Genomic DNA, 24,792 nt, shown 5'->3' with positions numbered 1-24,792 from the left:
ATTATAATCAGCACAATTAAAGTTAACTGGTATCGTTAGATTTGAATACATGAAAAAACTCATATTATCCGCGGCAATTTTGTTGCCCCTTGCAACTTTTGCTCAAGACGGATACACCCTTAAAGGAAAAGTTGGTGCATTGAACGCACCCGCTAAAATATACCTGCAATACAGAACTGAAAAATCAGTGATCATTGATAGTGCGGAGCTTAAAAATGGCGCATTTGAATTTAAAGGCCAGGTAGCTGGTCCTGCAAACGCTCAGCTGGTTTTAAAACACCCCGTTGCACCCGTTCAGCCGGAAAGACGTGCTGCAATGGACGGCATGTCGTTTTTCCTGGAGAATAAAACCATGACCATTACGGCCCCGGATTCCATTAAAAATGCAACGATTAAAGGCTCGCCTCTAAATGATGATAATGCCAAGCTAAAAGCAATGCTGAAGCCGGTAACCGATAAAATGGAAATTTTAAGGCAGGAAGTCTACAGCAAAACGGAGGAGCAAAAACTGGATACCGCATTTCGCAATTCCATAGAGCAACGTTATGAGGCTTTAGAAAAGGAGATTGAGCCCATCAGCAAAAAATTTATTGAAGCAAACCGTAACTCTTTTGTGGCTTTAGTAGCTTTCAGGTCCAGCCTGGGTTACGATTTCGATCCAATGGCTGCAGAACCGGAATTCAATAAATTTTCGGACGCTTTAAAACAAACCTCATTGGGTAAAAGCATTGCTGATGCCATTAACGGCGCTAAAAAAACGGCTGTTGGCTCCATGGCAACTAACTTTACACAAAACGATCAAAATGGCAAACCTGTAAGTCTTTCAGACTTCAAAGGTAAATATGTGCTGGTAGATTTCTGGGCTTCCTGGTGTGGCCCTTGTCGCCGTGAGAACCCTAATGTGGTCACTGCTTTTAACAATTATAAAGACAAAAACTTTACCGTGTTGGGTGTATCACTCGATCGTCCGGATGGCAAAGAGTCCTGGTTAAAGGCGATTGAACAAGACGGTTTAGCCTGGACACAGGTGTCTGATTTAAAATATTTCGATAACGAAGTGGCTAAATTGTATGGCATTCAAGCTATTCCATCTAATATCTTAGTGGATCCGACAGGAAAGATTGTCGCTAAAAACGTACGTGAAGAAGGCTTACAGGCAGTTCTGGAAGAATTGCTTGGTCCGCCGGCATCAAAGTAATATCACCTAAAGATTTTTGAAGGGCAGTGCTATCTATGGATGGCACTGCCCTTTTTTTTATCAATATGTCTGCTGAGAGCTCACCACCAGAAGTGAAGCGGCATTATGGAATGTGCATTGCTGATATGCAATTACCAAATTTACTTGTATAACCAATACTAAATTAATTTCACACTGTGTATAGCTATGTTAACACAAGACAAATACAAGTGTCAGCTGGCGCTAGTTATAAGGGCCTTAGAAGGGGGTTAGAAGGGCCTTTCAAGGGCCTTTGAACGGCTGCGGCCCTCTTAACCCCCTTATAACCCCCTATTAATGGCGATATATGGACCATGTACGGGAGAACTGCACCATGTTCCTGGATAGTTTATTGCCGGTTCTTAAACAAAAAAGCCCCGGTTTGTTCAACCGGGGCCTAAATGAAATCATATGTTTTACATCAAATCGAAACCAATGTCTTCTCTGAAATATTTACCGTCAAAATAAATCCTTGCGGCATCTGCCGTTGCAGCTTGCAAAGCTTCAAACTGGCTGTCTTGCAAGCTGGTGATGGCGAGGACACGACCACCATTAGTTTTTGTAACACCACCTTCAGTGATCGTTCCGGCGTGGAAAGCCATCGACTGACGAATGTTGTCTAAACCAGTAATGGTTTTCCCTTTTTCGTAGTCGCCGGGATACCCTCCAGCTACAATCATTACCGTAGCAGCGTGTTTCGGGCTAATTTTCAGGTCTACCTCGTTAAGTCTTTTTTGCGATGTAGCCATAAAAAGCTCTACCAGGTCGTTTTCTATACGGGGAATTACGCTTTCTGTTTCCGGGTCGCCCATGCGGCAGTTGTATTCAATGACATATGGTTTGTCGCCTACTTTAATCAATCCGAAGAAAATGAAACCAGTGTAATTGATTTTATCTTTCTTTAAACCTTCTACGGTGGGAATAATAATATCTTGCTCTACTTCTTTCAGGAAAGCTTCAGTAGCAAAAGGAACCGGTGAAACCGAACCCATACCGCCTGTATTTAAACCAGTATCGGCCTGGCCAATACGTTTATAATCTTTGGCTTCAGGTAAAATCACATAGTTTTTGCCATCTGTTAATATAAAAACAGAAAGTTCAATTCCGGTTAGGAACTCTTCGACTACTACGGTGGTACCTGCAGCGCCAAATTTACCACTCAGCATGAGTTTTAGTTCTTCTTGTGCTTCTTTAGTGCTGTCAAGGATCAATACCCCTTTGCCAGCTGCCAGTCCATCTGCTTTTAATACAATAGGGGTAATGTGGTTTTCCAGATAAGTTAATCCTTCTTCAAGGGTTTCACTGGTGAAGGATCTTGAGCCTGCGGTTGGAATGCCATGACGTGCCATAAATTGCTTGGAGAAATCTTTACTGCCTTCCAAAATCGCACCTTCTTTTTTAGGGCCAATCACCGGAATGTTTGCCAGGCTGTCGTCTTTCAAAAAGAAATCATGAATACCATTCACTAAAGGCTCTTCGGGGCCAACTACTACTAAGCCAATGTTTTCTTTCAAAACAAGGGCTTTCACCGCATTAAAATTATTGGGGTCTAATTTAACATTTTGGCCATAGGCGGATGTTCCACCATTACCTGGTGCAATAATGAGTTTTGTACATAATGGAGACTGGCTCATCTTCCAGGCAAAAGCACTTTCTCTTCCACCTGAACCTAATAGTAAGATATTCATGTGGCAAATATAAAATAAAACGCCAGTGCCCGGGCAATGTACCGGATATTTTGTATTTTTAGCGCCCGACAACTGCCAAAGTGACCTGTACTACGCAATGGCTTAATTGTTGTATTTCATGATTTTTAATATATAAACACAAGCATAAAACGATGTTAGGATTTTTAACCAAAGTATTTGGCAGCAAATCAGAGAGAGATATAAAAGCAATACAACCTATTGTTATCAAGATAAATGAAGAGTATGCAAAGCTTTCCACTTTAACAAACGATGAACTCCGTGGTAAAACTGTTTATTTTAAAGATGTCATTGCTAAGGCATTATCCGAAATAGACGGTAAAATAAGTTCATTAAAGACTGAAGCTGAAAGTCAGACATTATCTTTAACGGAGAAAACTGCATTATACGATCAGATTGATGAATTAATCAAAGATCGTGACAAGGAACTGGAAGTTGTACTTTCAGATATTCTGCCACAGGCTTTTGCCGTGGTAAAGGAAACCTCCAGGCGTTTTTCTGAAAATGAGTTTCTTGAAGTAACCGCTACGGACTTCGACAGGGATTATGCCGCGCGTAAAAACAACGTTCAAATTAAAGGCGATAAGGCTTTATGGGCTAACCATTGGGAAGCTGCAGGAAGCGAAGTTAAATGGAACATGGTTCATTACGATGTTCAGTTGATTGGTGGTGTGGTTTTGCACAGCGGTAAGATTGCCGAGATGGCTACTGGTGAGGGTAAAACTTTGGTAAGTACATTACCAGCTTACCTGAACGCATTAGCGGGACAGGGCGTACACATTGTAACGGTGAACGATTACCTTGCTCGTCGTGACTCGGAGTGGAACGGTCCTTTATTTGAATTTCATGGGTTAACTGTTGATTGTATCGATAAACATGAGCCAAATTCGCCACAACGCAGAAAAGCTTATTTAGCAGATATTACTTACGGAACCAACAATGAATTTGGTTTCGATTACCTGCGTGACAATATGACGCAGGCGCCTGACCAGTTGGTTCAGCGCAAGTTGCATTTTGCCATGGTCGATGAGGTCGATTCCGTATTAATTGATGATGCCCGTACCCCATTGATTATTTCAGGTCCGGTACCTTTTGGCGATCAGCATGAGTTTCATGAGCTGAAGCCAAGGATTGAGCGTTTAGTGAATGCACAGCGTGAAATGGTTACCAAAACCTTAAATGAAGCCAAGAAATTAATCCACGAAGGTAAAACTGGTCCGGAAGAAGGCGAAGGTGGTTTAGCTTTATTAAGAGCGCACCGTGCCTTACCAAAAAACAAAGCACTGATTAAGTTTTTGAGTGAAGGAAGCGTAAAGCAGACTTTATTAAAAACTGAAAATTATTATATGGCAGATCAGAGCAAGAATATGCCAAAGGTTGATGCTGAATTGTTTTTCCATATTGATGAGAAAAACAACCAGGTTGAATTAACTGAGAAAGGTATTGAGCTGATCACAAAGTCTGGTGAGGATCCAAGTTTCTTCGTTTTACCTGATGTAGGTTCGGAGATTGCAGAGATTGAGAAATCATCATTAAGCAGTGAAGAAAAGATTGCCCGTAAGGATGAGCTGATGCGCGATTATTCAATTAAAGCAGAACGTATTCATGCGGTAAATCAATTGTTAAAAGCCTATACCTTATTTGAGGTTGATGTTGAATACATCATTGATGAAGGTAAAATTAAAATTGTTGATGAGCAGACCGGTCGTATTATGGACGGTCGCCGTTACTCAGATGGCTTGCACCAGGCCATTGAAGCTAAAGAAAACGTAAAAGTAGAAGATGCTTCACAAACCTATGCGACGGTAACTTTGCAAAATTACTTCAGGATGTATCACAAATTGTGTGGTATGACAGGTACAGCAACAACCGAAGCTGGTGAGTTCTGGTCTATCTATAAATTGGATGTTGTTGAAATCCCAACGAACAGGGTTATATCAAGAACTGACCACCAGGATTATGTTTACCGCACCATCCGTGAGAAATACAATGCTGTAGCTGAAGAAATTGTGAAATTAACACAGGCCGGACGTCCGGTGTTGGTGGGTACCACCTCGGTGGAGATTTCGGAGTTATTGAGCCGCATGCTTAAATTACGTGGTATTAAACATAACGTATTAAACGCAAAAATGCACCAGAAAGAGGCAGATATCGTTGCTGAAGCTGGTCAAGCCGGACAAGTAACCATTGCCACCAACATGGCGGGTCGTGGTACGGATATTAAATTAGGCGCCGGTGTAAAAGAAGCCGGAGGTTTAGCCATCGTGGGTACCGAAAGACACGAATCACGTCGTGTAGACAGGCAATTGCGTGGTCGTGCGGGTCGCCAGGGTGATCCGGGGTCATCTCAGTTCTTCGTGTCATTAGAAGATAACCTGATGCGTTTATTCGGTTCAGAGCGTATCTCTAACATCATGGTGAAAATGGGTATTGAAGATGGAGAGGTGATACAACACTCCATGATTACCAAATCCATTGAGCGTGCACAGAAGAAAGTGGAAGAGAACAACTTTGGTATACGTAAGCGTTTGCTTGAGTATGATGATGTGATGAACTCACAACGTACCGTAATTTATGCAAAACGTAGAAATGCCCTGTTTGGTGAGCGTTTAGACGTTGACATGAACAACATGGTATTTGATGTTGCTGAAGATGTGGTAACTGAATACAAAGAAGCAGGAAATTATGAGGGCTTTAAATTAGAGGTCATCAAGAATTTCTCTTTAGATACTTCAATTACAGAACAGGAATTTAGTTCGAAAAATATACACCAGTTAACTGATAAGTTATTTCAGGAAGCTGAAGCGTTTTACGCAAGAAAATGTGAAGCCATTATAAATCAGGCCATGCCTGTTTTACACCAGGTATACGAGGAGCGTGGTGATCATATCGAGCAGATCGTTATTCCGTTTACCGACGGTATGCGTAGTATCCAGGTTCCGGTTGGCTTAAAACAAGCCATCGCAAATGAAGGTCGTGAAGTAACGAAGTCGTTTGAGAAAACCATCGTATTAGGTTTAATAGATGAATCGTGGAAAGAGCATTTGCGCGAAATGGATGAGTTGAAACAGTCTGTTCAGAATGCCGTTTACGAACAAAAAGATCCATTGGTAATTTACAAAATGGAAGCCTTTAATTTGTTCAAGAACATGTTAACAGCTGTGAACAAAGAAGTGGTAAGTTTCTTATACAAAGGTGGTATTCCGGTACACCAGGAAGCAGAAACTTTGAAAGAAGCAGAAGCGCCTAAAGCACCTGCCGCCAAGTTGAAAATGTCGAAACCAGAGTTTCAGCAGGTAGGAGAAGCGGTTCCTGCAGAAGATACCAGGGAAGCGGTGCCACAGCAACCCATAAGAAAAGAAGTAACAACAAGTAGAAATGAGCCCTGCCCTTGTGGAAGTGGCAAAAAGTTCAAGAACTGCCACGGTGCAGGATTGTAATTTGTAATACACAGATAGAATGCCGAGTTTTGTAAGAAATTCGGCATTCTTTTTTTATACTCTTTCATGAAGATCATTATTACCTGTTTAATTTGTATTAGCTGTTTTTCTGCACTGGCACAAACCAGGGGAAAAGTGACTGTTATCAAGAGCCCGCTGATAGATAGTTTAATTAACAAGCGGTTGGAGTTAAGTAAAAAGGCGGCTGCACCTACCATAAAGCCTAACGGGCCCATTGTGGCACAGGTAGGTTACCGGGTACAGATTTTTTACGGATCTGACAGGCGGGAAACCTTTCAGGAGCAGTCACGTTTCAAGGCCATGTACCCTAAGTTAAATACTTACATCACCTATAAAGAGCCGAATTATTACCTTCGTGTTGGCGATTTTAGAACACGCCTGGAAGCACAACGGTTAATGAATGAATTAAAGCCGATGTTTCCTACCCTTTTTATTTTCAGAGAGAAAATCAACGCACCTGCGCTAGAGGAAAATTATGATTAAAGAAAAGATTCAACAATTAGCAGCCGACATTTTCGAAGAGGTAGTTGCTTTACGTCGACATATACACGCCCATCCAGAACTTTCATTTAAGGAATTTGAAACTTCTGCTTTCATCCAGCAGAAACTTACCAGCTGGGGCATCCCTTTTGAGGTGATGGCCAATACAGGAGTTGTAGGATTGTTAAAAGGAGATTTGCCATCAGACCAGGTGATTGCTTTACGTGCTGATATGGATGCCCTGCCAATTGTGGAAGCCAATGAGGTTCCCTATAAATCAAAAAACGAAGGAGTAATGCACGCCTGTGGACATGATGTGCATAGCGCTTCGCTTTTAGGTACTGCCTACATTTTATCGAAATTGAAAGCAGAATTTGCAGGTACGATTAAATTTATTTTTCAACCAGGTGAAGAACTACTTCCTGGAGGGGCCAGCATCCTGATTAAAGAAGGGGTATTGGAAAATCCTAAACCGTCACATATCCTTGGGCAGCATGTTATGCCTTTAATTGAGTCGGGTAAAGTAGGCTTCCGTTCTGGAATATATATGGCTTCAACTGATGAATTATATGTTACCGTAACCGGAAAAGGAGGTCATGGCGCGCAGCCTCACCAGAACATTGATCCGGTATTGATCGCTTCGCATATCATCATCGCTTTACAGCAAATTGTAAGTCGCAATGCCGACCCCCGTATACCAACAGTATTGTCTTTTGGTAAGGTAATGGCAATGGGCGCAACGAACATTATTCCTAATGAAGTGAAGCTGGAAGGAACGTTAAGAACGCTTGACGAGGATTGGCGCGCGGAAGCTAAACGACTGATGAAAAAAATGGCTGAAGGTATTGCAGAGAGCATGGGTGGAAGTTGTGAATTCCGCATTGAAAAGGGATATCCTTTTCTGATCAATGAACCTGTATTAACCGCCCAGTCACGTGCAGATGCCGAGGTGTATTTAGGGAAAGAAAATGTGGTAGACCTTGATATCTGGATGGCCGCAGAAGATTTCGCTTATTATTCGCAGGTAACTGACGCTTGTTTTTACAGGTTGGGAACCGGTAATGCAGCAAAGGGAACTACCCATTCTGTACATACGCCAAAATTTAATATTGATGAAGATGCCCTTAAAATCTCTACTGGTTTAATGGCTTATCTTGCCGTAAAACAATTAGGAAACTAAATAAACGTTCTTTCTCCTATATGACCATGAAGAAAATACTTCTGCTTGCCTTGTTATTGCCTTTTTTCTTTAGTGGTTTTGCCCAGGAGATTAAACGCTATAATCCGGATACCATCAAAACAATTACCCTCGATACCACGGTAAATATTACTGCCCGCAGGTTAAGTGTAGAAACATTTATTGATGCGGTGGTATCTGACACCAGTTTTTACCGGGCTTTCCAGCAAATGAAACGCTTTGGCTTTATAGCCGAGAACCGCGTTTTTACCTACGATAAGAAAAATAAGGTGAATGGCCGGATCTACCGCAGAATACAACATAACCAGAAGGCTCCAAAGATGGTGTACCTGGCTAAAGAAGACGAAGGAAAAATTTATAAGAAAAATGGCAAATACCAGTTATATACGCTGGAAATGTTTGATTATATCTTTCTCAATGCCTATAAGTCTGAATTTTCTGACGCTGCATTTGCGGGGAAGGCAGGGGATAAAGGTTCCATTGGCAGCTATAAAGACAAGCTGAAAACCTTGATCTTTTCGCCGGGAAGGCCTGTTAAAGGATTGCCTTTTATTGGCAACAAAACGGAAATCTTTACCCCGAACATGCGCCAGTATTATGATTATAGTTTCTTCAGTTCTACTTACCTCGATTCCATTCCAGTGTATAAATTTAAGGTTTTGGTAAAACCTGATTTAAGCAGCTGGACCAAAGATGGCCTGATGATTAAAGAACTGACGACTATTTTTGATAAGCGAAATTTCGAAATTCTGGGGCGTTATGTAGACATGAAATACAGTAACCTGCTGTTCAACTTTGATGTGCAGATGAATATTGAAATGAGTTATTTTGGTGATGAAAAACTGCCTTCTAAAATCTCTTACCAGGGCGACTGGAATGTGCCCTTAAAGAAGGAGGAAAGAGCCAGTGTGCTTATCCTGCATAAGAATTATAAGATAGAGTAGGGCTTCATAAATTTGTTTAACTTTAGTGTTGATAAAAATTATTCCTAAAAAATTAACCTGAACATGAAACCTTACGCCAAACTATTACCCGCTTTATTATTTGTATTATTATTTACTTCTATGGTGCCTAAACCAAAAAAAATACTGTTTTTCGGAGACTCCATTACCGAGATGGGCGTACAGGCCGGCGGCTATGTCTCCATAATTAAAAAGACACTGGACTCGACGAAATATTCCCTGGTTGGTGCTGGTATTGGTGGCAATAAGGTATATGATTTGTATTTACGCCTTGAGGATGATGTATTAAGTAAAAATCCTGATGTGGTGGTGATCTATGTGGGTGTAAATGATGTATGGCATAAACAATCGTCGGGAACGGGTACAGATCAAAACAAATTTGTTAAATTTTATCAGGCGCTGATTAAAAAGATTAGTGCCTCAGGAGCCAAGATCATTTTATGTACCCCGGCAGTAATTGGTGAAAAGAAAAATGGTGCTAATGAAATGGATCAGGATCTTGATAAATATGCTGGGGAGATTAGAAAACTTGCAGCTGAACATAACCTGCCTCTGGTTGATTTAAGAAGTTTATTTACGGCTTACAATCTGGCCAATAATCCACAGAACGTGGCAAAAAGTATTCTGACCACAGATGGCGTTCACCTGAACGATAAAGGCAATCAATTGGTAGCGGCACAGCTGTTACCTTTAATCAAATAAAAAGGATATAAACGATGATTAACCACGATACGATTAACAAAATTATGGATACTGCCCGCATTGAGGAGGTAGTAGGTGATTTTGTGGCGTTAAAGAAACGTGGAACCAGTTTAATTGGTAATTGTCCCTTTCATAACGAAAAAACACCTTCCTTCCATGTTTCGGTAACCAAGGGCATTTATAAATGTTTTGGTTGTGGTAAAGGGGGCGATGCGGTCCATTTTATTATGGACCATGAAAAGTATTCTTATCCGGAAGCGTTGAAGTTTCTGGCCCAGAAATACCATATTGAGGTTGAAGAGACAGTACAAAGTACACAGCAGATCGAGGCCCAAAACGCCAGAGAAACTTTGTACATTGTTTCGCAGTTTGCGGCTTCCTTTTTTGCCAATGAACTGTGGACCGGTGCCGATGGCAGGGCCATAGGCCTGAGTTATTTTAAGGAACGTGGCTTTAGGGAAGACATCATCAAGAAGTTTGACCTGGGCTATTCTCCGGATGTTTGGGATGCTTTAACAACTAAGGCCATTACCAGCGGTTATAAGGAAGAAAACCTGGAGCGAACGGGTCTTTCCATCAGGAATGATAAAGGTAAGCTTTACGACCGGTTCAGGGGACGGGTGATGTTCCCTATTCATAACTTTACCGGGCGTGTAATCGGTTTTGGTGGCAGAACGTTAAAGACTGATAAGAATGTTCCTAAATATGTTAACTCTCCGGAGAGTGAGATTTACCATAAGTCGAATGTGCTCTATGGTTTGTTTCATGCCAAGAAAGCCATCAGGGAAGCGGATAACTGTTACCTGGTTGAAGGTTATGCCGACGTATTATCTGTACACCAGGCCGGTGTAGAGAATGTGGTGGCCTCATCGGGTACTTCACTAACTACTGAGCAAATCAGATTGATTGGCCGTTTTACTCAAAACGTAACCATTCTCTATGATGGTGATGCCGCAGGTATAAAGGCCTCATTAAGGGGGCTGGACATGATTCTGGAGGAAGGACTGAATGTGAAAGTGGTAAACTTTCCTGACGGCCATGACCCGGATTCTTACATGCATAAAGTTGGCGCAGGCGCCTTCAAAATATACATTGAGAATAACCGTAAGGATTTCATTCTTTACAAGGCTACTACGCTTTTAAAGGAAGCTGGTAGGGACCCGATAAAAAGGGCCGGCATTATCAGGGACATCGTAGAAAGTATCGCCAAGATACCCGATAACATTAAGGCTTCCGTTTTTATCAGGGAATGCAGTCACTTACTGGAAGTGGAAGAGCGGATCCTGATTTCGGAACTCAATAAAATACATGCCGGGAAGCTGAAGAAAATGGCTCCGCCATCTTCCTCTTTTTCTTCACAGCAACCACCTGATGGGCCGCCTGATAATTTGTTTGACGACCAGGCCACACCGGGTGACACCGTTGGGCGTTCTTCGGTTTCTGACGAATTACAGGAACGTGAAATTGTACGCTTGTTGTTAACCTTTGGTCATGAACTGGTGAGCTGGGATAAAATTGATAACATGTATATTGGTTCTTTTATTATGCAGAACCTTGCCGATGTGACTTTTGAAGATGCGGTTTGTGATAAGATCATATCCTATTATAAACAGGAGATTGAAAGTGGGAAATTGCCTACTGCAAACCAGTTTATTAAAAACCAGGACCGGGAAGTTGCCGACCTGGCGATTACGCTGTCTACTTCGCCTTATGCGCTGAGTGAAAACTGGTACAATAAACACCAGATTTACGTTCGGGACGAAACGATGAACTTGAAAGCAACTATTCTGGGGGGAATATTTCACCTTAAAAAAAGGAAAGTTGACCGTATTTTATTAAACTTGTTAAACGAAATAAAGGAAGAAAACGATGCCGTGAATCAGGAAATTCTGATGCAACGGTATAGTTTTATTAAAAATGTGGAAAAGGAGATTTCGAAGTTTCTAGGTTCTGTAATTGTCAAGTAGGTGGCAGCGCATAATGAGCTGGGACGTTATGGTGAAGACCTTGCCCGACATTATCTGGAGGACAAGGGCTATCGTATATTGAACCAGAACTGGTTTTATGGAAAGGCAGAGATAGACCTTATTGCTTATTATGATGGGAAGCTTATCTTTATTGAGGTAAAAACCAGAAGTTCTGTTACGCACGGAAAACCGGAAGAGTTCGTTAATTATAAGAAAGAACGACAATTAGAATTCGCTTCTCTGGAATACATTGAGCGCTCACAACACCATGGAGAGATTCGTTTCGATGTGATCGCCGTAACCATGAATAGTAATACAAAGTATAAAATTAATCATATAGAAGATGCATTTTGGCCAGGCTAGTACCCCTAAAACATTAACCACCATTTTTTCACTGTTGTTCTTCCTGAGTGTTTTTCTGTTTTCCTGTAAGGATAAAGATCAAAACCCGGCAATCGAATTTAAATCGCCAGGCCAGGGGCAGGAGCTGAAACGCGGTGAAGCTGTTAATCTGGAGCTGGATGTGCCGGCCGGCAGCAACGTAAATTCCATTACCTACCTGGTAGATGGAAAGGAAGTAGGCAGTACCCAAGATACCGCACCTTTTCAGTTAAAGACAGACAGCCTGGGTTTAGGCTACCGCCTGGTTACCGCCGTAGTGGATCATGATGGTGGTAAGGACACCCTTACGATGAACATTGTAGTAAAATCGGCTTTAAAACCAAGTTTATACAGCTATAAAGTGGTGAATGCTTATCCGCATGATACGGCCGCTTATACCCAGGGACTGGAATACCACAATGGCCTCTTTTTAGAAAGTACTGGCCAGAATGGTGCATCGACGTTAAGGTGGGTGGACCCTAAAAGCGGTAAGGTGATTCAAAAAGTTGGCCTGGATGAGAAATACTTCGGGGAAGGTGCTTCATTAGTAGGCGATAAGGTTGTTATGCTTACCTGGGAGAATTATGAAGGGCTTGTATTTGACGCAAAAACTTTTAAGCAGTTAGGTACTTTTCCTTACCAGAATAGTCGTGAAGGTTGGGGGCTGGCCTTTGATGGTAAACACCTGATAAAATCTGATGGTACCAACAGACTCTGGTTTTTAAATAAAGATACTTACAAGGAAGAAGGTGTTATTGAGGTGTACGATGACCAGGGGCAGGTTGTTCAGCTTAATGAACTGGAATATGTTGATGGAAAGATATACGCGAACATCTACCAATCGGATAAAATAGCCATCATAGACCCAAAATCAGGCGCTGTGTTGAGTTATATAGACCTGAGCGGAATATTACCCGCCCAAGATCGTTACCCAAACACAGACGTCTTAAATGGCATAGCCTGGGATGCCAAAGGCAAGCGTCTGTTTGTTACCGGAAAGAAGTTTAGCAAGTTGTTTGAAATTACCCTTGTTCCGCAGTAATCGTTTATTTCTTAGCTTTAGGTTCGCTGATAAATCCGTTAAAAGTAATCGACTGCCTGTTATTGTTTAATACGTTAAGCGTTCCATAACCATTTTCTGAGACATAAAGCGTTAAACGCTGGTTGTCCTTCACATCATTAGGCTCAATAGTGATGGTCCAGCCGCCTTTTTTGCGTTCTTTTTTAACGTATTTAAAATCTTTAGATTTAAATTTAATGCCGGAATCATCGGGATTCATTGAGGCTTGATAAGCACGTCCGTAATAAGGTAAAAAGGCTATCACGCTGTCTTTTTTGATCCTGAGGTCATATTGAGCACCTGTTAATGCAATAGAACCAGATGCGTTGGGGTTGGGCATGCTGCTCATTACTGCAAAAACATCCTGACTGGATAAAGGTAAAGCCCTGGTGGCTACAAATACGAAGTCCTGTGCATTTACGAGCCTTTCGGTCGTAGCTTTATCTGTTTGGGCAAACACGGGCAATGCGGTTAAAATTAACAGTACGGCGAATATGTTTCTAAATGTTTTCATGTGCTGCATTTTTATATGAATATAGACAATTGTTTATTCAAAAGGTTTAAAAAAAAGGGGTCACTTCACCTAGATGAAACAACCCCTTTTTAGTAGGAAGGTGCTAGCTTTAATTAAAGTCTGCAGCTTTTACTTCCGCATTTACTTTGACGTCTTTAACCGTAATAGAAAAGTCCTGATTGCCCATTGGGGTAATCACAGATTGATTAATCTTATGGGGTATCATCACATTGCCTTCTTTACGGTAATCGCTGTATTCAGCGATTTGGGTAATGTCTGCTCCATTTACTTTGGCTGTTTTCTCTTCTTTTAGCAAAAGACCCGATTTTACATCGTAATATTCAGTTCCTTTTTTTCCATTGTCATCTGTAACAATAATCTTGTAAGCATCAGCCGCACCTACTTTAGCAACACCGCCTAAGTCCAGTTTTTTACCACTGTAGTACAATTGTTCAAATATCCCTTTTTTAGCTTTTTTTTTTGCTAATTCATCGCCACTGATGTCTTTTTTCTGGCCCATTTGACTTTGAAAACCAGTGGTGCCATTAAATGCCTGCTTCATCACTGTTGTTCCATTCATGGAAATCTCAGTACTTTCCAGGTTTGGGTGCATATACCTGATCGTTGCATTTAATTTTTGGCCCTGTACTTCGAAGTCGCCGTTTTGCAATAAGGAAGTTACCTTTTTAAGTTCAGTTTCTCCGCCGATAGCCGTTAGGTAAGCTGCAATAATTTCCTGTGGGGATTTATTAACGGCTACATTACTGGTGGTGTTTTCGGTTACTGGTGCAGCATAGTTGTTGTATTTTTTAACCGTAAAGCCTAGTTTCTTTAACCCCGGTAGAAACACTTCCTCTTTTCCAACGATAACAATACGGGTGTCGTCATATCCGAAGTATTTTTTGCTTACACGGAGGATATCCTCTGGTGTTACTGCATTGATTTTTTGCAGGTAAGTACGGTAAAAGTCCTTTGGCAGGTTATTAATCAGGATGTTGGTGGCAAAGGATGCCATACGCGCTGGGTTTTCTAAGCCGAGGGCGAAAGATCCGTTATAAAGGTTTTTGGCGTTCTGCAGCTCTTCTGTACTCACTTTAACTGTGCGCATGTTGTTGATTTCTCTTAAAAATTCGACTACTGCGCTGTCTACTTTCTCATTTCTAACTGCTGCATTGGCCTCAAACTTGGTTTGAAAACGCCCGGCACCTGTTGAAGAATAGGCGCCATAAGTGAATCCATGTCTTTCACGCAGGTTTCTAAATAACCTGGAATCAGAACCACCACCTAAAATCTGGTTAGCCAGCAGTACCGCATGGTAATCAGGATTACCCATTGGCAGGTCAACCAGGTTGGTTACTGTGATCTCTGATTGTACCGCAGTAGGGAGGTCGACCACATTGATTTCTGTTTTTGTGGGATTGGTAACCTTGGATATTACTGGTAGCGTTAAGTTATTGCCTTTCCAATCGCCAAACGCTTTGAGTGCTAATGCTTTTGCCGCTTCAGGCTTAATGTCTCCAACGAAGGTGAGGTAACCCCTTGACGGAGTTACATACTTTTTATAGGCTGATTTTACATCGTCAAGTGAAATAGAATTAACACTTTGTTCAGTCGTAAATTCACCATTTGGATGCGTTTTACCGAAAGACAAGGCGTTGACTACACGCTGGGAGATGTCTTTAGCACTTCGCTCACTGGATTTTAATCCAGTGATGGTTTGTGATTTTAGTTTTTCGAAGGAAGGTTGGGGAAAAGCAGGGTTTCTCAAGGCATCGGCCATTAACAAAAATGCTTTGTCAAAATATCGTGTGAGAGAAGAAACACTGCCACCATTTGCACTGAGGCCTATGTTGGCACCAAGTTGATCTACTGCTTCATCAAACTGTACCTTAGTTTTTGTTGTGGTACCTTCATTTAACATGCCACCCATTAACTGGATAACACCAGCTTTTTCGCCTTCCGTAATTGGGCCGGCATCAATGCTGTAAGTTGCGGTGACTTTCGGTAGTTTATGGTTTTCTACAACAAGTACAGTGATGCCATTAGGTAGTTTATAAGTTACCGGGTCGGCAAATGTGATGGTAGGAGGCGGACCGGGAGTTGGTCTAACGCTTCTGTCTAGTTTTTGAGCTGAAGCCGCTTGTATGCAAACGGTAGCCAGGGCAAATAAGAATATCTTTTTCATTTTACAGTTCTTTTGATGAGGAAATCAGCTTATTTCTTAGGTAAATAGTAAAGTACCACACGCTGGTTTTTGTTAAGGTATTTGCGTGCAACTTCTCTGATTTCTTCCCTGGTGACGGTTTTAATCTGGTCTAATTGCTCATTAATTTCGTTGGTATTTTTGTCGTAAAAACTATACCCATTAGCGAGATTTTCGGCCACGCCAATCATTCTACTGTTGGCGCTGATGTAACTATTCTCAAACTGGTTCTGAAGTTTTGTATATTCTGCTTCACTGATTAAGTCGGTTTGCAAACGGACAACCTCTTCGTCGATATCTTTTAACAGGTCGTTAAGCGGTGTGTTGTTGTTTGGCAGTGCCAGGGTTATATATGCGCCGTAATCTTCCAGGGTATAATTGAAAGCAGCTACCTGTATCGCAGTTTTCTTATCATCCACCATTTTAGTGCTTAACCTGGAGCTTCCACCTGCTGAGAGCAGGTTACTAATTAAGCCTAATATCTGGCTATCGCGGCTTTTCATGCCTGGAACCCTGTATGCGGCAAAGATGGCCGGTATCTGGATATTTGCATCGTAAGCGGTGTCAATAATCTCTTTTTCTATTGGCTTTAGGGTGTATTTCTGTCTTACCACAGGGTCACCTTTAGGTACTTCGTCAAAGTACTTTTTTACCAGCGATTTTGTTTTCGCCACATCGATGTCGCCGGCAATGGTAAGTACGGCATTGTTTGGGGCGTAGTACTTTTTAAAGAAGGCTAGAAATTCATTCAATTTAGCGGCATCCAGGTGTTCCATAGCGCCAATTGGCTGCCAGCGATAAGGATGGCCGTCAAACAGGTGTTTGAAAATGTTTTCTGTAAATTTGCCATAAGGAGAATTATCAACGCGTAATCGTTTCTCTTCTTTAACCACTTCATTCTGAGTTTTTACACCTACTTCATCAATCTTGGGATGAAGCATTCGTTCACTTTCCAGCCATAAACCCAGCTCCAGTTGATTGGATGGGAAAATGTTGTAGTAAAAGGTTCTATCCTGGGAAGTATTAGCATTGTTCTGGCCGCCATTGCTGCTCACAATTTGCATAAACTCCCCACGCTTCATGTTTTCACTACCTTCAAAAAGCAAGTGTTCAAAGAAATGTGCAAAGCCAGTTCTCTCTGTTTCCTCGTCTTTCGAGCCTACATGGTACATCACGGACACGGCCACCACAGGTGCGGTTTTATCCTGATGCAAAATAACATGCAGGCCATTGTCCAGGTCGAACTCGGTAAATTTAACCTGCTGGGCGAATGCATTCAGGAATATTCCTGAAATGACCATTGTTAAAAAGAGCGTTTTTTTCATATATCTGTGGTGAATTTGGTGGTTACGAAGTAATCGGGTCTCTATTTTTTCCAGTTTTTATATTGATTGATCAATCCATTTGTTGATGCATCATGGCTTTGTACTGGTTGGTCGTCTTTAAGTTCTGGTAAAATGCTTTTAGCCAGTTGTTTGCCAAGTTCAACACCCCATTGGTCGAAGCTGAAAATATTCCAGATAATACCCTGTACAAATATTTTATGCTCATATATTGCGATTAGACTACCCAGGGTGTATGGTGTTACACGCTTTAACAAGATAGAGTTGGTTGGCCTGTTTCCTTCAAACACTTTGAAAGGCGCGATCTTATCCATTTCACTTTCCGGCTTTCCTTCTTTTTGCAATTCTTCCTTTACCTGTTCCAGTGTTTTTCCGTTCATCAGGGCTTCAGTCTGCGCGAAGAAATTTGATAACAAAATAGGATGGTGGTCGCCGATTGGGTTTAAACTCTGTGCAGGGGCAATAAAATCGCAGGGAACCAGGCGGGTACCCTGGTGTATAAGCTGATAAAAGGCATGCTGTCCGTTGGTTCCTGGCTCACCCCAAATGATAGGGCCGGTTTCATAGGTAACTTCTTCGCCATTCCTGTCTACATGTTTACCATTACTTTCCATATCACCTTGTTGGAAGTAGGCGGCAAAGCGGTGCATATATTGGTCGTAAGGTAAGATTGCCTGTGTTTCTGCATCAAAGAAGTTAATGTACCAGATGCCCACCAGCGCCATGATCACAGGAATGTTTCTTTCAAAAGGTGTTGTTTCGAAATGATTATCAGCAGCATGTGCGCCCGCTAACAGTTGTTTGAAATTATCGAACCCAATACTTAGTGCTATGGGTAAACCTATGGCGCTCCATAACGAGTAACGGCCGCCAACCCAGTCCCAAAATTCAAACATATTTTCGGTATCAATTCCAAAAGCAGCTACATCTTTCGCATTGGTAGACAATGCTGCAAAATGTTTGGCAATAGCAGTGGTTTCTGCTCCACTATTTAGAAACCATTCTCTTGCCGAATTGGCGTTGGTCATGGTTTCCTGAGTTGTAAAGGTTTTTGAAGCTACTAGAAACAGTGTTGTTTCCGGATTTAAGGTTTTTAATGTTTCCACTATATGTGTACCATCGATGTTAGAAACAAAATGAAGGTTCAAGTGGTTTTTGTAAGCTTTAAGGGCTTCAGTTACCATTACCGGCCCCAGGTCGGAGCCCCCGATTCCAATATTAACCACATCGGTAATGGCTTTGCCAGTATGGCCTTTCCATTCACCCGAAATTATGGCCTGGCTAAATTTTTCCATTTTAGCCAGTACAGCGTTCACGTCGTCCATGACATTTTTGCCATCAACGAAGATGCTTTTATCACTTTGGTTCCTCAGTGCGATGTGCAAAACGGGGCGGCCTTCAGTCTGGTTAATGATTTCTCCGCTGAACATGGCTTTGATGGCCTCATCCAGTTTGCACTCCTTGGCCAATTGTACGAGAAGGGCTATGGTGGTATCATCAATTCTGTTCTTGGAGTAATCCAACAGTATGTCATCGAAAAGGACAGAAAACTTTTCAAAACGTTGTGGATCTTCTTTGAAAAGATCTTTAAGGCTTTTCTCGTTAATATTTATATAATGATCGGTCAGGTATTTATAAGCCTCGGTTTCTGTGAAATTAATTGATGGTAGCATAAAAATAGTGTTTGTGTAAATGTAATGGTTTATTTTATTTGTTAAAATCAATGTCTGTAATTGCGCCGATAAATGTATCATATTTCCTAAAGAATGAATGTTGGTCTGTCGTTTTTTACTTTAAGATTTGGCCGTGAATTTGTTGCATTTCCTAGACAAGAATTAATATACTTAAATAAGTAAGATCATGTTAGAGAAATTAAATCAATTGGTAAAAGAAAACGCTCAGGATGCCATTGTAAATAACCCTGATATTCCAAATGAACGCAAGGAAGAAGCTGTTTCGGCAGCATCAGAATCAATCATTGATGCCTTGAAAAAGCAGGTATCCTCGGGTAACGTGTCTGAACTGGCCAGCATGTTTAAAGGCGGTAGTGAGGCATCAGGTAACCCGGTGGTTCAACAGGCATCCAGTGGTTTTACGGCAAAACTGGCTGCGATGGGTGTTAATATGGACAGTGCCAAATCTATTGCTGCGTCGTTTATACCGATGCTGATGGCCAAGTTTGCCAACAAAACAAAGGATCCAAACGACAAGTCATTTGATATTCAGGATATCATGAGCCAGATTTCTGGCCCGGATAGTAAGTTTCAATTATCAGACTTAACTAATATGCTGGGTGGAAAGGATGATACCAAAGGCGGAGGTGATGATAAGACAGGTGGAGTGATAGATAAATTAAAAGGGTTATTCTAACAGGCACTTCGTATTTATTATATATTTGTGGTTATGACTAAGGAAGACATACAGGATTTAAGGGACAGAGTAGCGTCGCTGAGGAGGCATCTTTGACGTCGAAACACGACTAGAGGATATTCATGTGGCCCAGCAGATGACCATGCAGCCGGATTTTTGGGATGATCCTAAAAAGGCGGAAAAGCATTTAGCCGCACTGAATGCTAAAAAGGTTTGGACAGATGCCTGGCAGGCCGTAAAAAGTGAGCTTGACGATACCGAAGTGCTTTTTGAATTTATGCAGTCAGGTGATGCCACGGCTGAAGAAATGCAGGAGCAATATGAAAAATGTTTGGCTGCAGTAGAAAACCTGGAGCTAAAGAATATGCTGAGCAGCAAGGAAGACCAACTGAATGCGGTAATGCAAATTACTGCTGGCGCAGGAGGTACAGAAAGTTGCGACTGGGCAGCCATGCTGATGCGGATGTATATTATGTGGGGTGAGAAAAACGGGTACAAGGTAACTGAGCAGGATTTCCAGGAAGGGGAGGTGGCAGGTGTTAAATCTGTTACGCTACAATTTACCGGCGATTTCGCTTACGGCTATCTTAAAGGTGAAAATGGCGTACACCGCCTGGTGCGGATCTCTCCATTTGACTCTAATGCACGTCGACATACTTCTTTTGCTTCGGTATATGTATACCCACTGGTAGATGATACGATTGAAATTGAGGTTAAAGATTCGGAAATTGAGTTTGAAACGTTCCGTTCTGGTGGTGCCGGTGGACAAAATGTAAATAAGGTGGAAACAGCTGTTCGTTTGTACCATAAGCCATCGGGTATTGTGATTAAAAATCAGGAGTCGCGCTCCCAATTACAAAATAAGGAGAATGCAATGCGTTTATTAAAGTCGCAGTTGTATGAAGCCGAAATGCGTAAACGAATGGAAGCTTCGGCGGCCGTGGAAGGTTCTAAAATGAAAATAGAGTGGGGATCGCAGATTCGCAATTACGTGCTTCACCCCTATAAATTAGTGAAAGACCTGAGAACAAATTATGAAACTTCTAATGCCCAGGGGGTACTAGACGGTGAACTAAATGAATTTTTGAAAGCTTATTTAATGGAGTTTAATGACAAAACTTAATCTTACCCTGATCTTGTTGGCGATATTCACCGGGCCCTTGGTGGCTCAAGAAGTTATTCCTTTATATGAAGGAGCTATTCCGGGAGCAAAACCTGTACCCGCAAATTATAAGGAACTTTGGGTTACCGGCGACGACGGCGTGATCAGGGTGAGTAAAGTTTCATTGCCTACGATAACGGCTTACTTACCAGAAAAGGGCAAGGCTACAGGCACTGCAGTATTGATTTGCCCCGGTGGGGGTTATGGTATCCTGGCTATCAATCATGAAGGTGATAAAGTAGCAAAGGAGTTTACCAACATTGGGGTGGCGGCCTTTGTGTTAAAATATAGGTTGCCCGACGATCAGATTATGGAAGATAAGTCGACAGGGCCTTTGCAGGATGCGCAACAAGCAATGTCGTTGTTGCAGAAGAATGCCAAACGTTGGGGCATTAACCCTGATAAAATAGGCGTAATGGGATTCTCTGCAGGTGGTCATCTTGCGTCTACATTGTCTGTTAGGTACAACGCACCAAAAATTAGTGACCAAACGGCTAATATAAGGCCGGCGTTTTCGCTGCTCATTTACCCGGTAATTTCTTTATCGGCTTTCCCACATTTGGGCACGTCAAATAACTTGTTGGGTAAAGAAGCTTCGGATGTGCAGAAGGTGTATTTCTCAAATGATAAACACATCAATAAACAGACTCCACCAGCTTTTATTGTGCATGCAGCTGATGACGGAGGTGTAGCGGTGCAAAACAGCATATTATACGCACAGGGTCTTGTGGAGCATCAGGTGCCTGTAGAGCTACATGTTTACCAAAGTGGAGGGCATGGCTTTGGCTTAAACAATAAAACGACCACTGACCAGTGGTTTGAAAGGTTACGAAATTGGATGCAGATGAATAAGTTACTCTAGGGCGTAACTAAAACATCCTGCAACTCCTTTAATTCTTCTACTTTTTCAATGGACCCCTGTTGGCTGTAGGCCGATATGAGGTTGCGTATAACCCTACCAATGATTTCCGTATTACTGCATGGTGCATAATACCCGGGCTGCGGTTCGAGGTTAAGTTGTCGGAGGAACTGATCGACATCGTGTTTTCCAAAAATGGCACCTTTGTTAAATGCATTGATATAAAATAATACGCTATAATTCTGATCCAGCTTGGCCTCATCGAGGTAACCCAGTATAAAATGCTGCGGCAGGTTGACCCCATAAACAGGAACATCAAGTTTTTGCGCTACTGTGGCGTAAATAATCGCTAAAGAAATTTGATTTCCTTTTTTGCTTTCCAGCACCTGGCTGATATAGGAATTTTGTGGATCCTGGTGGTTTTTTACATTTCCAGTGAAGCCGTGCTGGTTGTAAAAGACGTGGTTGATTAACTTGATCTTTTCAATAGCGCTCATTTCATGTTGCATGCCCATCCATATGTCTCTTCTGATTTCGTCAATCTGGTTAAGCAACTTTTGTTCATCAAGATCTGGGTATTGGTGTCGATTTATGATCATTGCCCCCTGTAGCAAGTCAAATGCACCACCAAGTTGCCACAACCTGAGGTCTTCTTTCACGGAATTAAACTGAATGCGGTGAACTACATTTTCAATGCGTTCCTGTAACAGACCATCTAGCGATTGCTCCCATGCAGTTTCTAAAAAGGCAATTGCGGCTGGGCCGTAATCGAGTAAACGCTGTTCTACGTGTTGAAAAACTTCCTGATCCGTATCATCAAGGAGCTTTACTAAAGCACTTATTTCTTTACTATTTTCCATATTATGCAATTACAATAGTGCGTTTGTCTATTTTTGCCGCTATGGATATTAATTTCTTTGTAGATTTTCTAAGGCATCGTTTTACGGCTAAAACCAGACATGGGACGCACTCTCCATTTGTTTATAAACTTGCTGACGAGGTAATTTACGATTTTAACTTTAGACCTGAATATAAAGCCATCGAGGAACAACGAAAAAAACTTTATCATGACGATGCATTAATACATGTTACCGACTTAGGCGCTGGATCTCACCTTAATAAAAACAGAAGCAAAAAAGTCAAACAAATTGCGAAGAATGCCCTGAAAAGCCCGCGTTTGGCACAGTTGATTTACCGACTTGCAAAAGACACGCAGCCTGCGCTGGTGATTGAATTGGGGACCTGTTTAGGTTTAACATCTGCCTACCTGGCAAAAGCTTGTCCGCAGGCAAATGTATTAACTATTGAAGGCTGCCCTCAAACGGCTGCGGTTGCTGCACAGAATTTTAAAAACCTTCAATTAGGTAATGTAGAATTACAGGTAGGTAATTTCGATGTGCTGTTACCTGAAGTGTTGGCAAAACTGGAAAAAGTGGACTTCGTTTATATAGACGGAAACCACCGTAAAGATGCTACATTAAACTATTTTAAGTGGTGTTTGCCAAAAGTGCATGAAGGTTCGCTGTTGATTTTTGACGATATCTATTGGAGCAAAGGCATGAAAGAAGCCTGGGAGGAAATCAAGGCACATCCGGAGGTGACGGTTACTGTCGATTTATTCTGGATTGGCTTGGTGTACTTCAAAAAAGGACAAGCTAAGGAACATTTTAAACTGAAATATTAATAATTTAAAAAGCCTCAGCCAGACTGATGTAAAAGCCGCTCTGTCGTTTTTCGTTGGGTGCCATACCACCAACACCATAATCCAGTCTGATGCTTAAGCCTTTTGCGGGATCATAGAAATACCTGCCTCCAGCGCCGAAATTTGGTTTCAATCCCTGTAAAGAGAAGTTACCATTTTCATAAACGCGGCCTGTGCCTGCAAATCCAACTAATCCGAAACGATTGCTAAACCGATAGCGGAGTTCTGTTTGAGCGGTAAGAAGGTTTTGATCTCGATAGCGGCCTCTGTAATAACCCCGCATCATTTCATCGTTTCCGAGTTGTGGAAGTAAGTAGAATGGGGTGTTTTTTCCCTGCACTGTATAGTATATACCATTAACCCCAAGCACCAGTCGGTTAGCCAATGGGAAGAAGTTACTTATTTTTACCCGGATCTGGCTGGCACTGTAGTTGCTTTTTGAAAACATGTTAGGGGCATATTGATAGCTCACCCTACCGAAAAAACCTTTTGTCGGGTAATTATTAGAATTCCGCGTGTCGTAACTTTGTGAAACACCAATAAATAGCACCGGTCCACCTTGTCTGTCCACCAAGTCAGGATCGGAAAAAAAGATGCCACCTTCAGCCCGATCTGTATATTGGTATCTTTCAAATGCTACTGAGATGCCTGTATAGGTGTTAGGGAGCAATGCTTTTTCCGCTTCCATTTGAATTTTGAACATTTCTTCTAATACCCTATTCTCATCACGTTCCAGGGTTTCATTTCCTACTCCGTAAAAATTAAATGGTGTTCTCTTGAACTTTAGCTCACCCAATAGGTGGTATTTGTTTTCCTTGGTATAGATATCACTTTTCAGTGATACATTATATTGTTTTTTAGTAGTGATGGACGCTAAGGCGGAGAAGTTGGAACTACGGTTAAGGGGGTCTGTTGGATCGAGATATGTGGAGTACAACGTGCCCGCTCCAAATTCAAAGCCATTTTCCTGGCTATAGCCAACAACCGGTATTGGCATAAAGCTAGGTCTTCGTGTAGTGTCAACGTCATTAGACAAAAGACGCTGTATTAACTTCTTTTGCCCAAAGGAGTGGAGGTTGCATATTAAGAGCAGGAAAAATGCCGGGAAATATTTCATCGGCTCAAATGTAAAGGAAGTATATATATAAATAAAAGGTTTCTTTGTGAGTTTATCAGGATTTTGTCTGATTTGAGATTATTTGTCTATTTTTGGACTTTTATAGATAAAAAGATGAGCACAAGAGGACCTATTTCACAATTCATGGAGGGTAATTACCTTCACTTCAATTCTGCAGCCATGATGGATGCTGCAAAAGGAAATGAAACACATTTAGATGAGGGTGGAAAAATGATGATTACCCTTGCTGGGGCGATGAGTACAGCAGAATTGCGTATTTCTTTAGCGGAAATGATTCGTCACGATAAAGTATCCATCATTTCTTGTACAGGCGCTAACCTCGAAGAAGATATTATGAATCTTGTGGCCCATTCACATTATAAAAGGGT

21 protein-coding genes are annotated in these 24,792 nt (G+C 41.7%); 14 read left to right on the top strand and 7 right to left on the bottom strand.

What is annotated here, in order from left to right; translation table 11 throughout:
- Window positions 1-49: 49 nt before the first annotated feature.
- The gene (locus tag ACR2F3_RS13165; RefSeq protein ID WP_432710435.1) at window positions 50-1,198 is read left to right on the top strand and encodes a redoxin domain-containing protein; all 1,149 of its coding nucleotides are present in this window, start codon (window positions 50-52) and stop codon (window positions 1,196-1,198) included.
- 434 nt (window positions 1,199-1,632) lie between these two features.
- Here ACR2F3_RS13165 and purD read toward each other — a convergent pair whose 3' ends face one another.
- Complete coding sequence (gene purD, locus ACR2F3_RS13160; protein WP_432710434.1) at window positions 1,633-2,904, bottom strand: phosphoribosylamine--glycine ligase; 1,272 nt, start codon at window positions 2,902-2,904, stop codon at window positions 1,633-1,635.
- Between the two features lie 152 nt (window positions 2,905-3,056).
- Between purD and secA the strand changes: the two genes are divergently transcribed.
- The 8 genes from secA (at window position 3,057) to ACR2F3_RS13120 (ending at window position 13,115) form a co-directional block, all read left to right on the top strand.
- A complete protein-coding gene (secA, locus tag ACR2F3_RS13155; RefSeq protein WP_432710433.1) occupies window positions 3,057-6,362 on the top strand; it encodes a preprotein translocase subunit SecA in 3,306 nt (1,101 codons plus the stop codon).
- Between the two features lie 66 nt (window positions 6,363-6,428).
- Window positions 6,429-6,866 carry an SPOR domain-containing protein gene (locus ACR2F3_RS13150; RefSeq protein WP_432710432.1) on the top strand — a complete coding sequence of 146 codons (438 nt, stop codon included), beginning with the start codon at window positions 6,429-6,431 and terminating at the stop codon, window positions 6,864-6,866.
- A complete protein-coding gene (locus ACR2F3_RS13145) occupies window positions 6,859-8,043 on the top strand; it encodes a M20 metallopeptidase family protein (protein WP_432710431.1) in 1,185 nt (394 codons plus the stop codon). The genes ACR2F3_RS13150 and ACR2F3_RS13145 overlap by 8 nt, the downstream gene beginning before the upstream one ends.
- Window positions 8,044-8,069: 26 nt before the next feature.
- Window positions 8,070-9,005 (top strand): hypothetical protein, encoded by a 936-nt coding sequence (locus tag ACR2F3_RS13140; RefSeq protein ID WP_432710430.1) that lies wholly within the window; start codon window positions 8,070-8,072, stop codon window positions 9,003-9,005.
- 63 nt (window positions 9,006-9,068) lie between these two features.
- The gene (locus ACR2F3_RS13135) at window positions 9,069-9,725 is read left to right on the top strand and encodes an SGNH/GDSL hydrolase family protein (RefSeq protein ID WP_432710429.1); all 657 of its coding nucleotides are present in this window, start codon (window positions 9,069-9,071) and stop codon (window positions 9,723-9,725) included.
- A gap of 14 nt (window positions 9,726-9,739) precedes the next feature.
- Window positions 9,740-11,692, top strand: coding sequence for a DNA primase (dnaG, locus tag ACR2F3_RS13130; protein ID WP_432710428.1), 1,953 nt, complete (start codon window positions 9,740-9,742; stop codon window positions 11,690-11,692).
- Window positions 11,693-12,055 carry a YraN family protein gene (locus ACR2F3_RS13125; protein ID WP_432710427.1) on the top strand — a complete coding sequence of 121 codons (363 nt, stop codon included), beginning with the start codon at window positions 11,693-11,695 and terminating at the stop codon, window positions 12,053-12,055.
- A complete protein-coding gene (locus ACR2F3_RS13120; RefSeq protein WP_432710426.1) occupies window positions 12,036-13,115 on the top strand; it encodes a glutaminyl-peptide cyclotransferase in 1,080 nt (359 codons plus the stop codon). The genes ACR2F3_RS13125 and ACR2F3_RS13120 overlap by 20 nt, the downstream gene beginning before the upstream one ends.
- Before the next feature lie 4 nt (window positions 13,116-13,119).
- On the opposite strand, the gene ACR2F3_RS13115 is transcribed toward ACR2F3_RS13120, so the two are convergent.
- The 4 genes from ACR2F3_RS13115 to pgi all read right to left on the bottom strand — a co-directional run bounded on the left by ACR2F3_RS13115 (window position 13,120) and on the right by pgi (window position 18,866).
- A complete protein-coding gene (locus ACR2F3_RS13115; protein ID WP_432710425.1) occupies window positions 13,120-13,647 on the bottom strand; it encodes a DUF4251 domain-containing protein in 528 nt (175 codons plus the stop codon).
- A gap of 109 nt (window positions 13,648-13,756) precedes the next feature.
- On the bottom strand, window positions 13,757-15,832 hold the full coding sequence (locus ACR2F3_RS13110; RefSeq protein WP_432710424.1) for a M16 family metallopeptidase: 2,076 nt from the start codon (window positions 15,830-15,832) through the stop codon (window positions 13,757-13,759).
- 29 nt (window positions 15,833-15,861) lie between these two features.
- Window positions 15,862-17,175 carry a M16 family metallopeptidase gene (locus tag ACR2F3_RS13105; RefSeq protein ID WP_432710423.1) on the bottom strand — a complete coding sequence of 438 codons (1,314 nt, stop codon included), beginning with the start codon at window positions 17,173-17,175 and terminating at the stop codon, window positions 15,862-15,864.
- Between the two features lie 41 nt (window positions 17,176-17,216).
- Window positions 17,217-18,866 (bottom strand): glucose-6-phosphate isomerase, encoded by a 1,650-nt coding sequence (gene pgi / locus ACR2F3_RS13100; protein WP_432710422.1) that lies wholly within the window; start codon window positions 18,864-18,866, stop codon window positions 17,217-17,219.
- A gap of 187 nt (window positions 18,867-19,053) precedes the next feature.
- On the opposite strand from pgi, the gene ACR2F3_RS13095 reads away from it, so the two are divergent.
- The 3 genes from ACR2F3_RS13095 to ACR2F3_RS13085 all read left to right on the top strand — a co-directional run bounded on the left by ACR2F3_RS13095 (window position 19,054) and on the right by ACR2F3_RS13085 (window position 21,587).
- Window positions 19,054-19,563 carry a hypothetical protein gene (locus tag ACR2F3_RS13095; RefSeq protein ID WP_432710421.1) on the top strand — a complete coding sequence of 170 codons (510 nt, stop codon included), beginning with the start codon at window positions 19,054-19,056 and terminating at the stop codon, window positions 19,561-19,563.
- A gap of 33 nt (window positions 19,564-19,596) precedes the next feature.
- A protein-coding gene (gene prfB / locus ACR2F3_RS13090) for a peptide chain release factor 2 (RefSeq protein ID WP_432710420.1) occupies window positions 19,597-20,686 on the top strand; the annotation gives its coding sequence in 2 pieces (ribosomal slippage) (window positions 19,597-19,656 and window positions 19,658-20,686; 1,089 coding nt in all).
- Complete coding sequence (locus ACR2F3_RS13085; protein ID WP_432710419.1) at window positions 20,673-21,587, top strand: alpha/beta hydrolase; 915 nt, start codon at window positions 20,673-20,675, stop codon at window positions 21,585-21,587. Before prfB ends, ACR2F3_RS13085 begins: the two co-directional genes overlap by 14 nt.
- Here the strand turns inward: ACR2F3_RS13085 and ACR2F3_RS13080 are convergent.
- Entirely contained in the window at window positions 21,584-22,444 is an 861-nt protein-coding gene (locus ACR2F3_RS13080) for a transglutaminase-like domain-containing protein (RefSeq protein ID WP_432710418.1), read from the bottom strand. The genes ACR2F3_RS13085 and ACR2F3_RS13080 overlap by 4 nt on opposite strands.
- Before the next feature lie 41 nt (window positions 22,445-22,485).
- On the opposite strand from ACR2F3_RS13080, the gene ACR2F3_RS13075 reads away from it, so the two are divergent.
- Window positions 22,486-23,268, top strand: coding sequence for an O-methyltransferase (locus ACR2F3_RS13075; RefSeq protein WP_432710417.1), 783 nt, complete (start codon window positions 22,486-22,488; stop codon window positions 23,266-23,268).
- Window positions 23,269-23,272: 4 nt separating this feature from the next.
- On the opposite strand, the gene ACR2F3_RS13070 is transcribed toward ACR2F3_RS13075, so the two are convergent.
- On the bottom strand, window positions 23,273-24,403 hold the full coding sequence (locus tag ACR2F3_RS13070) for a BamA/TamA family outer membrane protein (protein ID WP_432710416.1): 1,131 nt from the start codon (window positions 24,401-24,403) through the stop codon (window positions 23,273-23,275).
- A 114-nt stretch (window positions 24,404-24,517) separates the two neighbouring features.
- On the opposite strand from ACR2F3_RS13070, the gene ACR2F3_RS13065 reads away from it, so the two are divergent.
- On the top strand, window positions 24,518-24,792 hold a 275-nt coding region (locus ACR2F3_RS13065), incomplete at its 3' end, for a deoxyhypusine synthase family protein (RefSeq protein ID WP_432710415.1).

Origin of the sequence: Pedobacter sp. (assembly GCF_045627485.1) — a bacterium.
Lineage (GTDB): Bacteria > Bacteroidota > Bacteroidia > Sphingobacteriales > Sphingobacteriaceae > Pedobacter.
This window is presented reverse-complemented; position numbering and strand designations above follow the sequence as displayed.

Excerpts from the sequence above, each read along its gene's own strand:
- ACR2F3_RS13135 (WP_432710429.1), top strand. The coding sequence starts at position 9,069 with ATGAAACCTTACGCCAAACTATTACCCGCTTTATTATTTGTATTATTA.
- purD (WP_432710434.1), bottom strand. The coding sequence starts at position 2,904 with ATGAATATCTTACTATTAGGTTCAGGTGGAAGAGAAAGTGCTTTTGCC.
- ACR2F3_RS13145 (WP_432710431.1), top strand. The coding sequence starts at position 6,859 with ATGATTAAAGAAAAGATTCAACAATTAGCAGCCGACATTTTCGAAGAG.
- ACR2F3_RS13080 (WP_432710418.1), bottom strand. The coding sequence starts at position 22,444 with ATGGAAAATAGTAAAGAAATAAGTGCTTTAGTAAAGCTCCTTGATGAT.
- pgi (WP_432710422.1), bottom strand. The coding sequence starts at position 18,866 with ATGCTACCATCAATTAATTTCACAGAAACCGAGGCTTATAAATACCTG.
- ACR2F3_RS13085 (WP_432710419.1), top strand. The coding sequence starts at position 20,673 with ATGACAAAACTTAATCTTACCCTGATCTTGTTGGCGATATTCACCGGG.
- ACR2F3_RS13150 (WP_432710432.1), top strand. The coding sequence starts at position 6,429 with ATGAAGATCATTATTACCTGTTTAATTTGTATTAGCTGTTTTTCTGCA.
- ACR2F3_RS13075 (WP_432710417.1), top strand. The coding sequence starts at position 22,486 with ATGGATATTAATTTCTTTGTAGATTTTCTAAGGCATCGTTTTACGGCT.
- ACR2F3_RS13070 (WP_432710416.1), bottom strand. The coding sequence starts at position 24,403 with ATGAAATATTTCCCGGCATTTTTCCTGCTCTTAATATGCAACCTCCAC.
- ACR2F3_RS13140 (WP_432710430.1), top strand. The coding sequence starts at position 8,070 with ATGAAGAAAATACTTCTGCTTGCCTTGTTATTGCCTTTTTTCTTTAGT.
- ACR2F3_RS13105 (WP_432710423.1), bottom strand. The coding sequence starts at position 17,175 with ATGAAAAAAACGCTCTTTTTAACAATGGTCATTTCAGGAATATTCCTG.
- ACR2F3_RS13165 (WP_432710435.1), top strand. The coding sequence starts at position 50 with ATGAAAAAACTCATATTATCCGCGGCAATTTTGTTGCCCCTTGCAACT.
- ACR2F3_RS13120 (WP_432710426.1), top strand. The coding sequence starts at position 12,036 with ATGCATTTTGGCCAGGCTAGTACCCCTAAAACATTAACCACCATTTTT.
- ACR2F3_RS13115 (WP_432710425.1), bottom strand. The coding sequence starts at position 13,647 with ATGAAAACATTTAGAAACATATTCGCCGTACTGTTAATTTTAACCGCA.
- dnaG (WP_432710428.1), top strand. The coding sequence starts at position 9,740 with ATGATTAACCACGATACGATTAACAAAATTATGGATACTGCCCGCATT.
- secA (WP_432710433.1), top strand. The coding sequence starts at position 3,057 with ATGTTAGGATTTTTAACCAAAGTATTTGGCAGCAAATCAGAGAGAGAT.
- ACR2F3_RS13095 (WP_432710421.1), top strand. The coding sequence starts at position 19,054 with ATGTTAGAGAAATTAAATCAATTGGTAAAAGAAAACGCTCAGGATGCC.
- ACR2F3_RS13110 (WP_432710424.1), bottom strand. The coding sequence starts at position 15,832 with ATGAAAAAGATATTCTTATTTGCCCTGGCTACCGTTTGCATACAAGCG.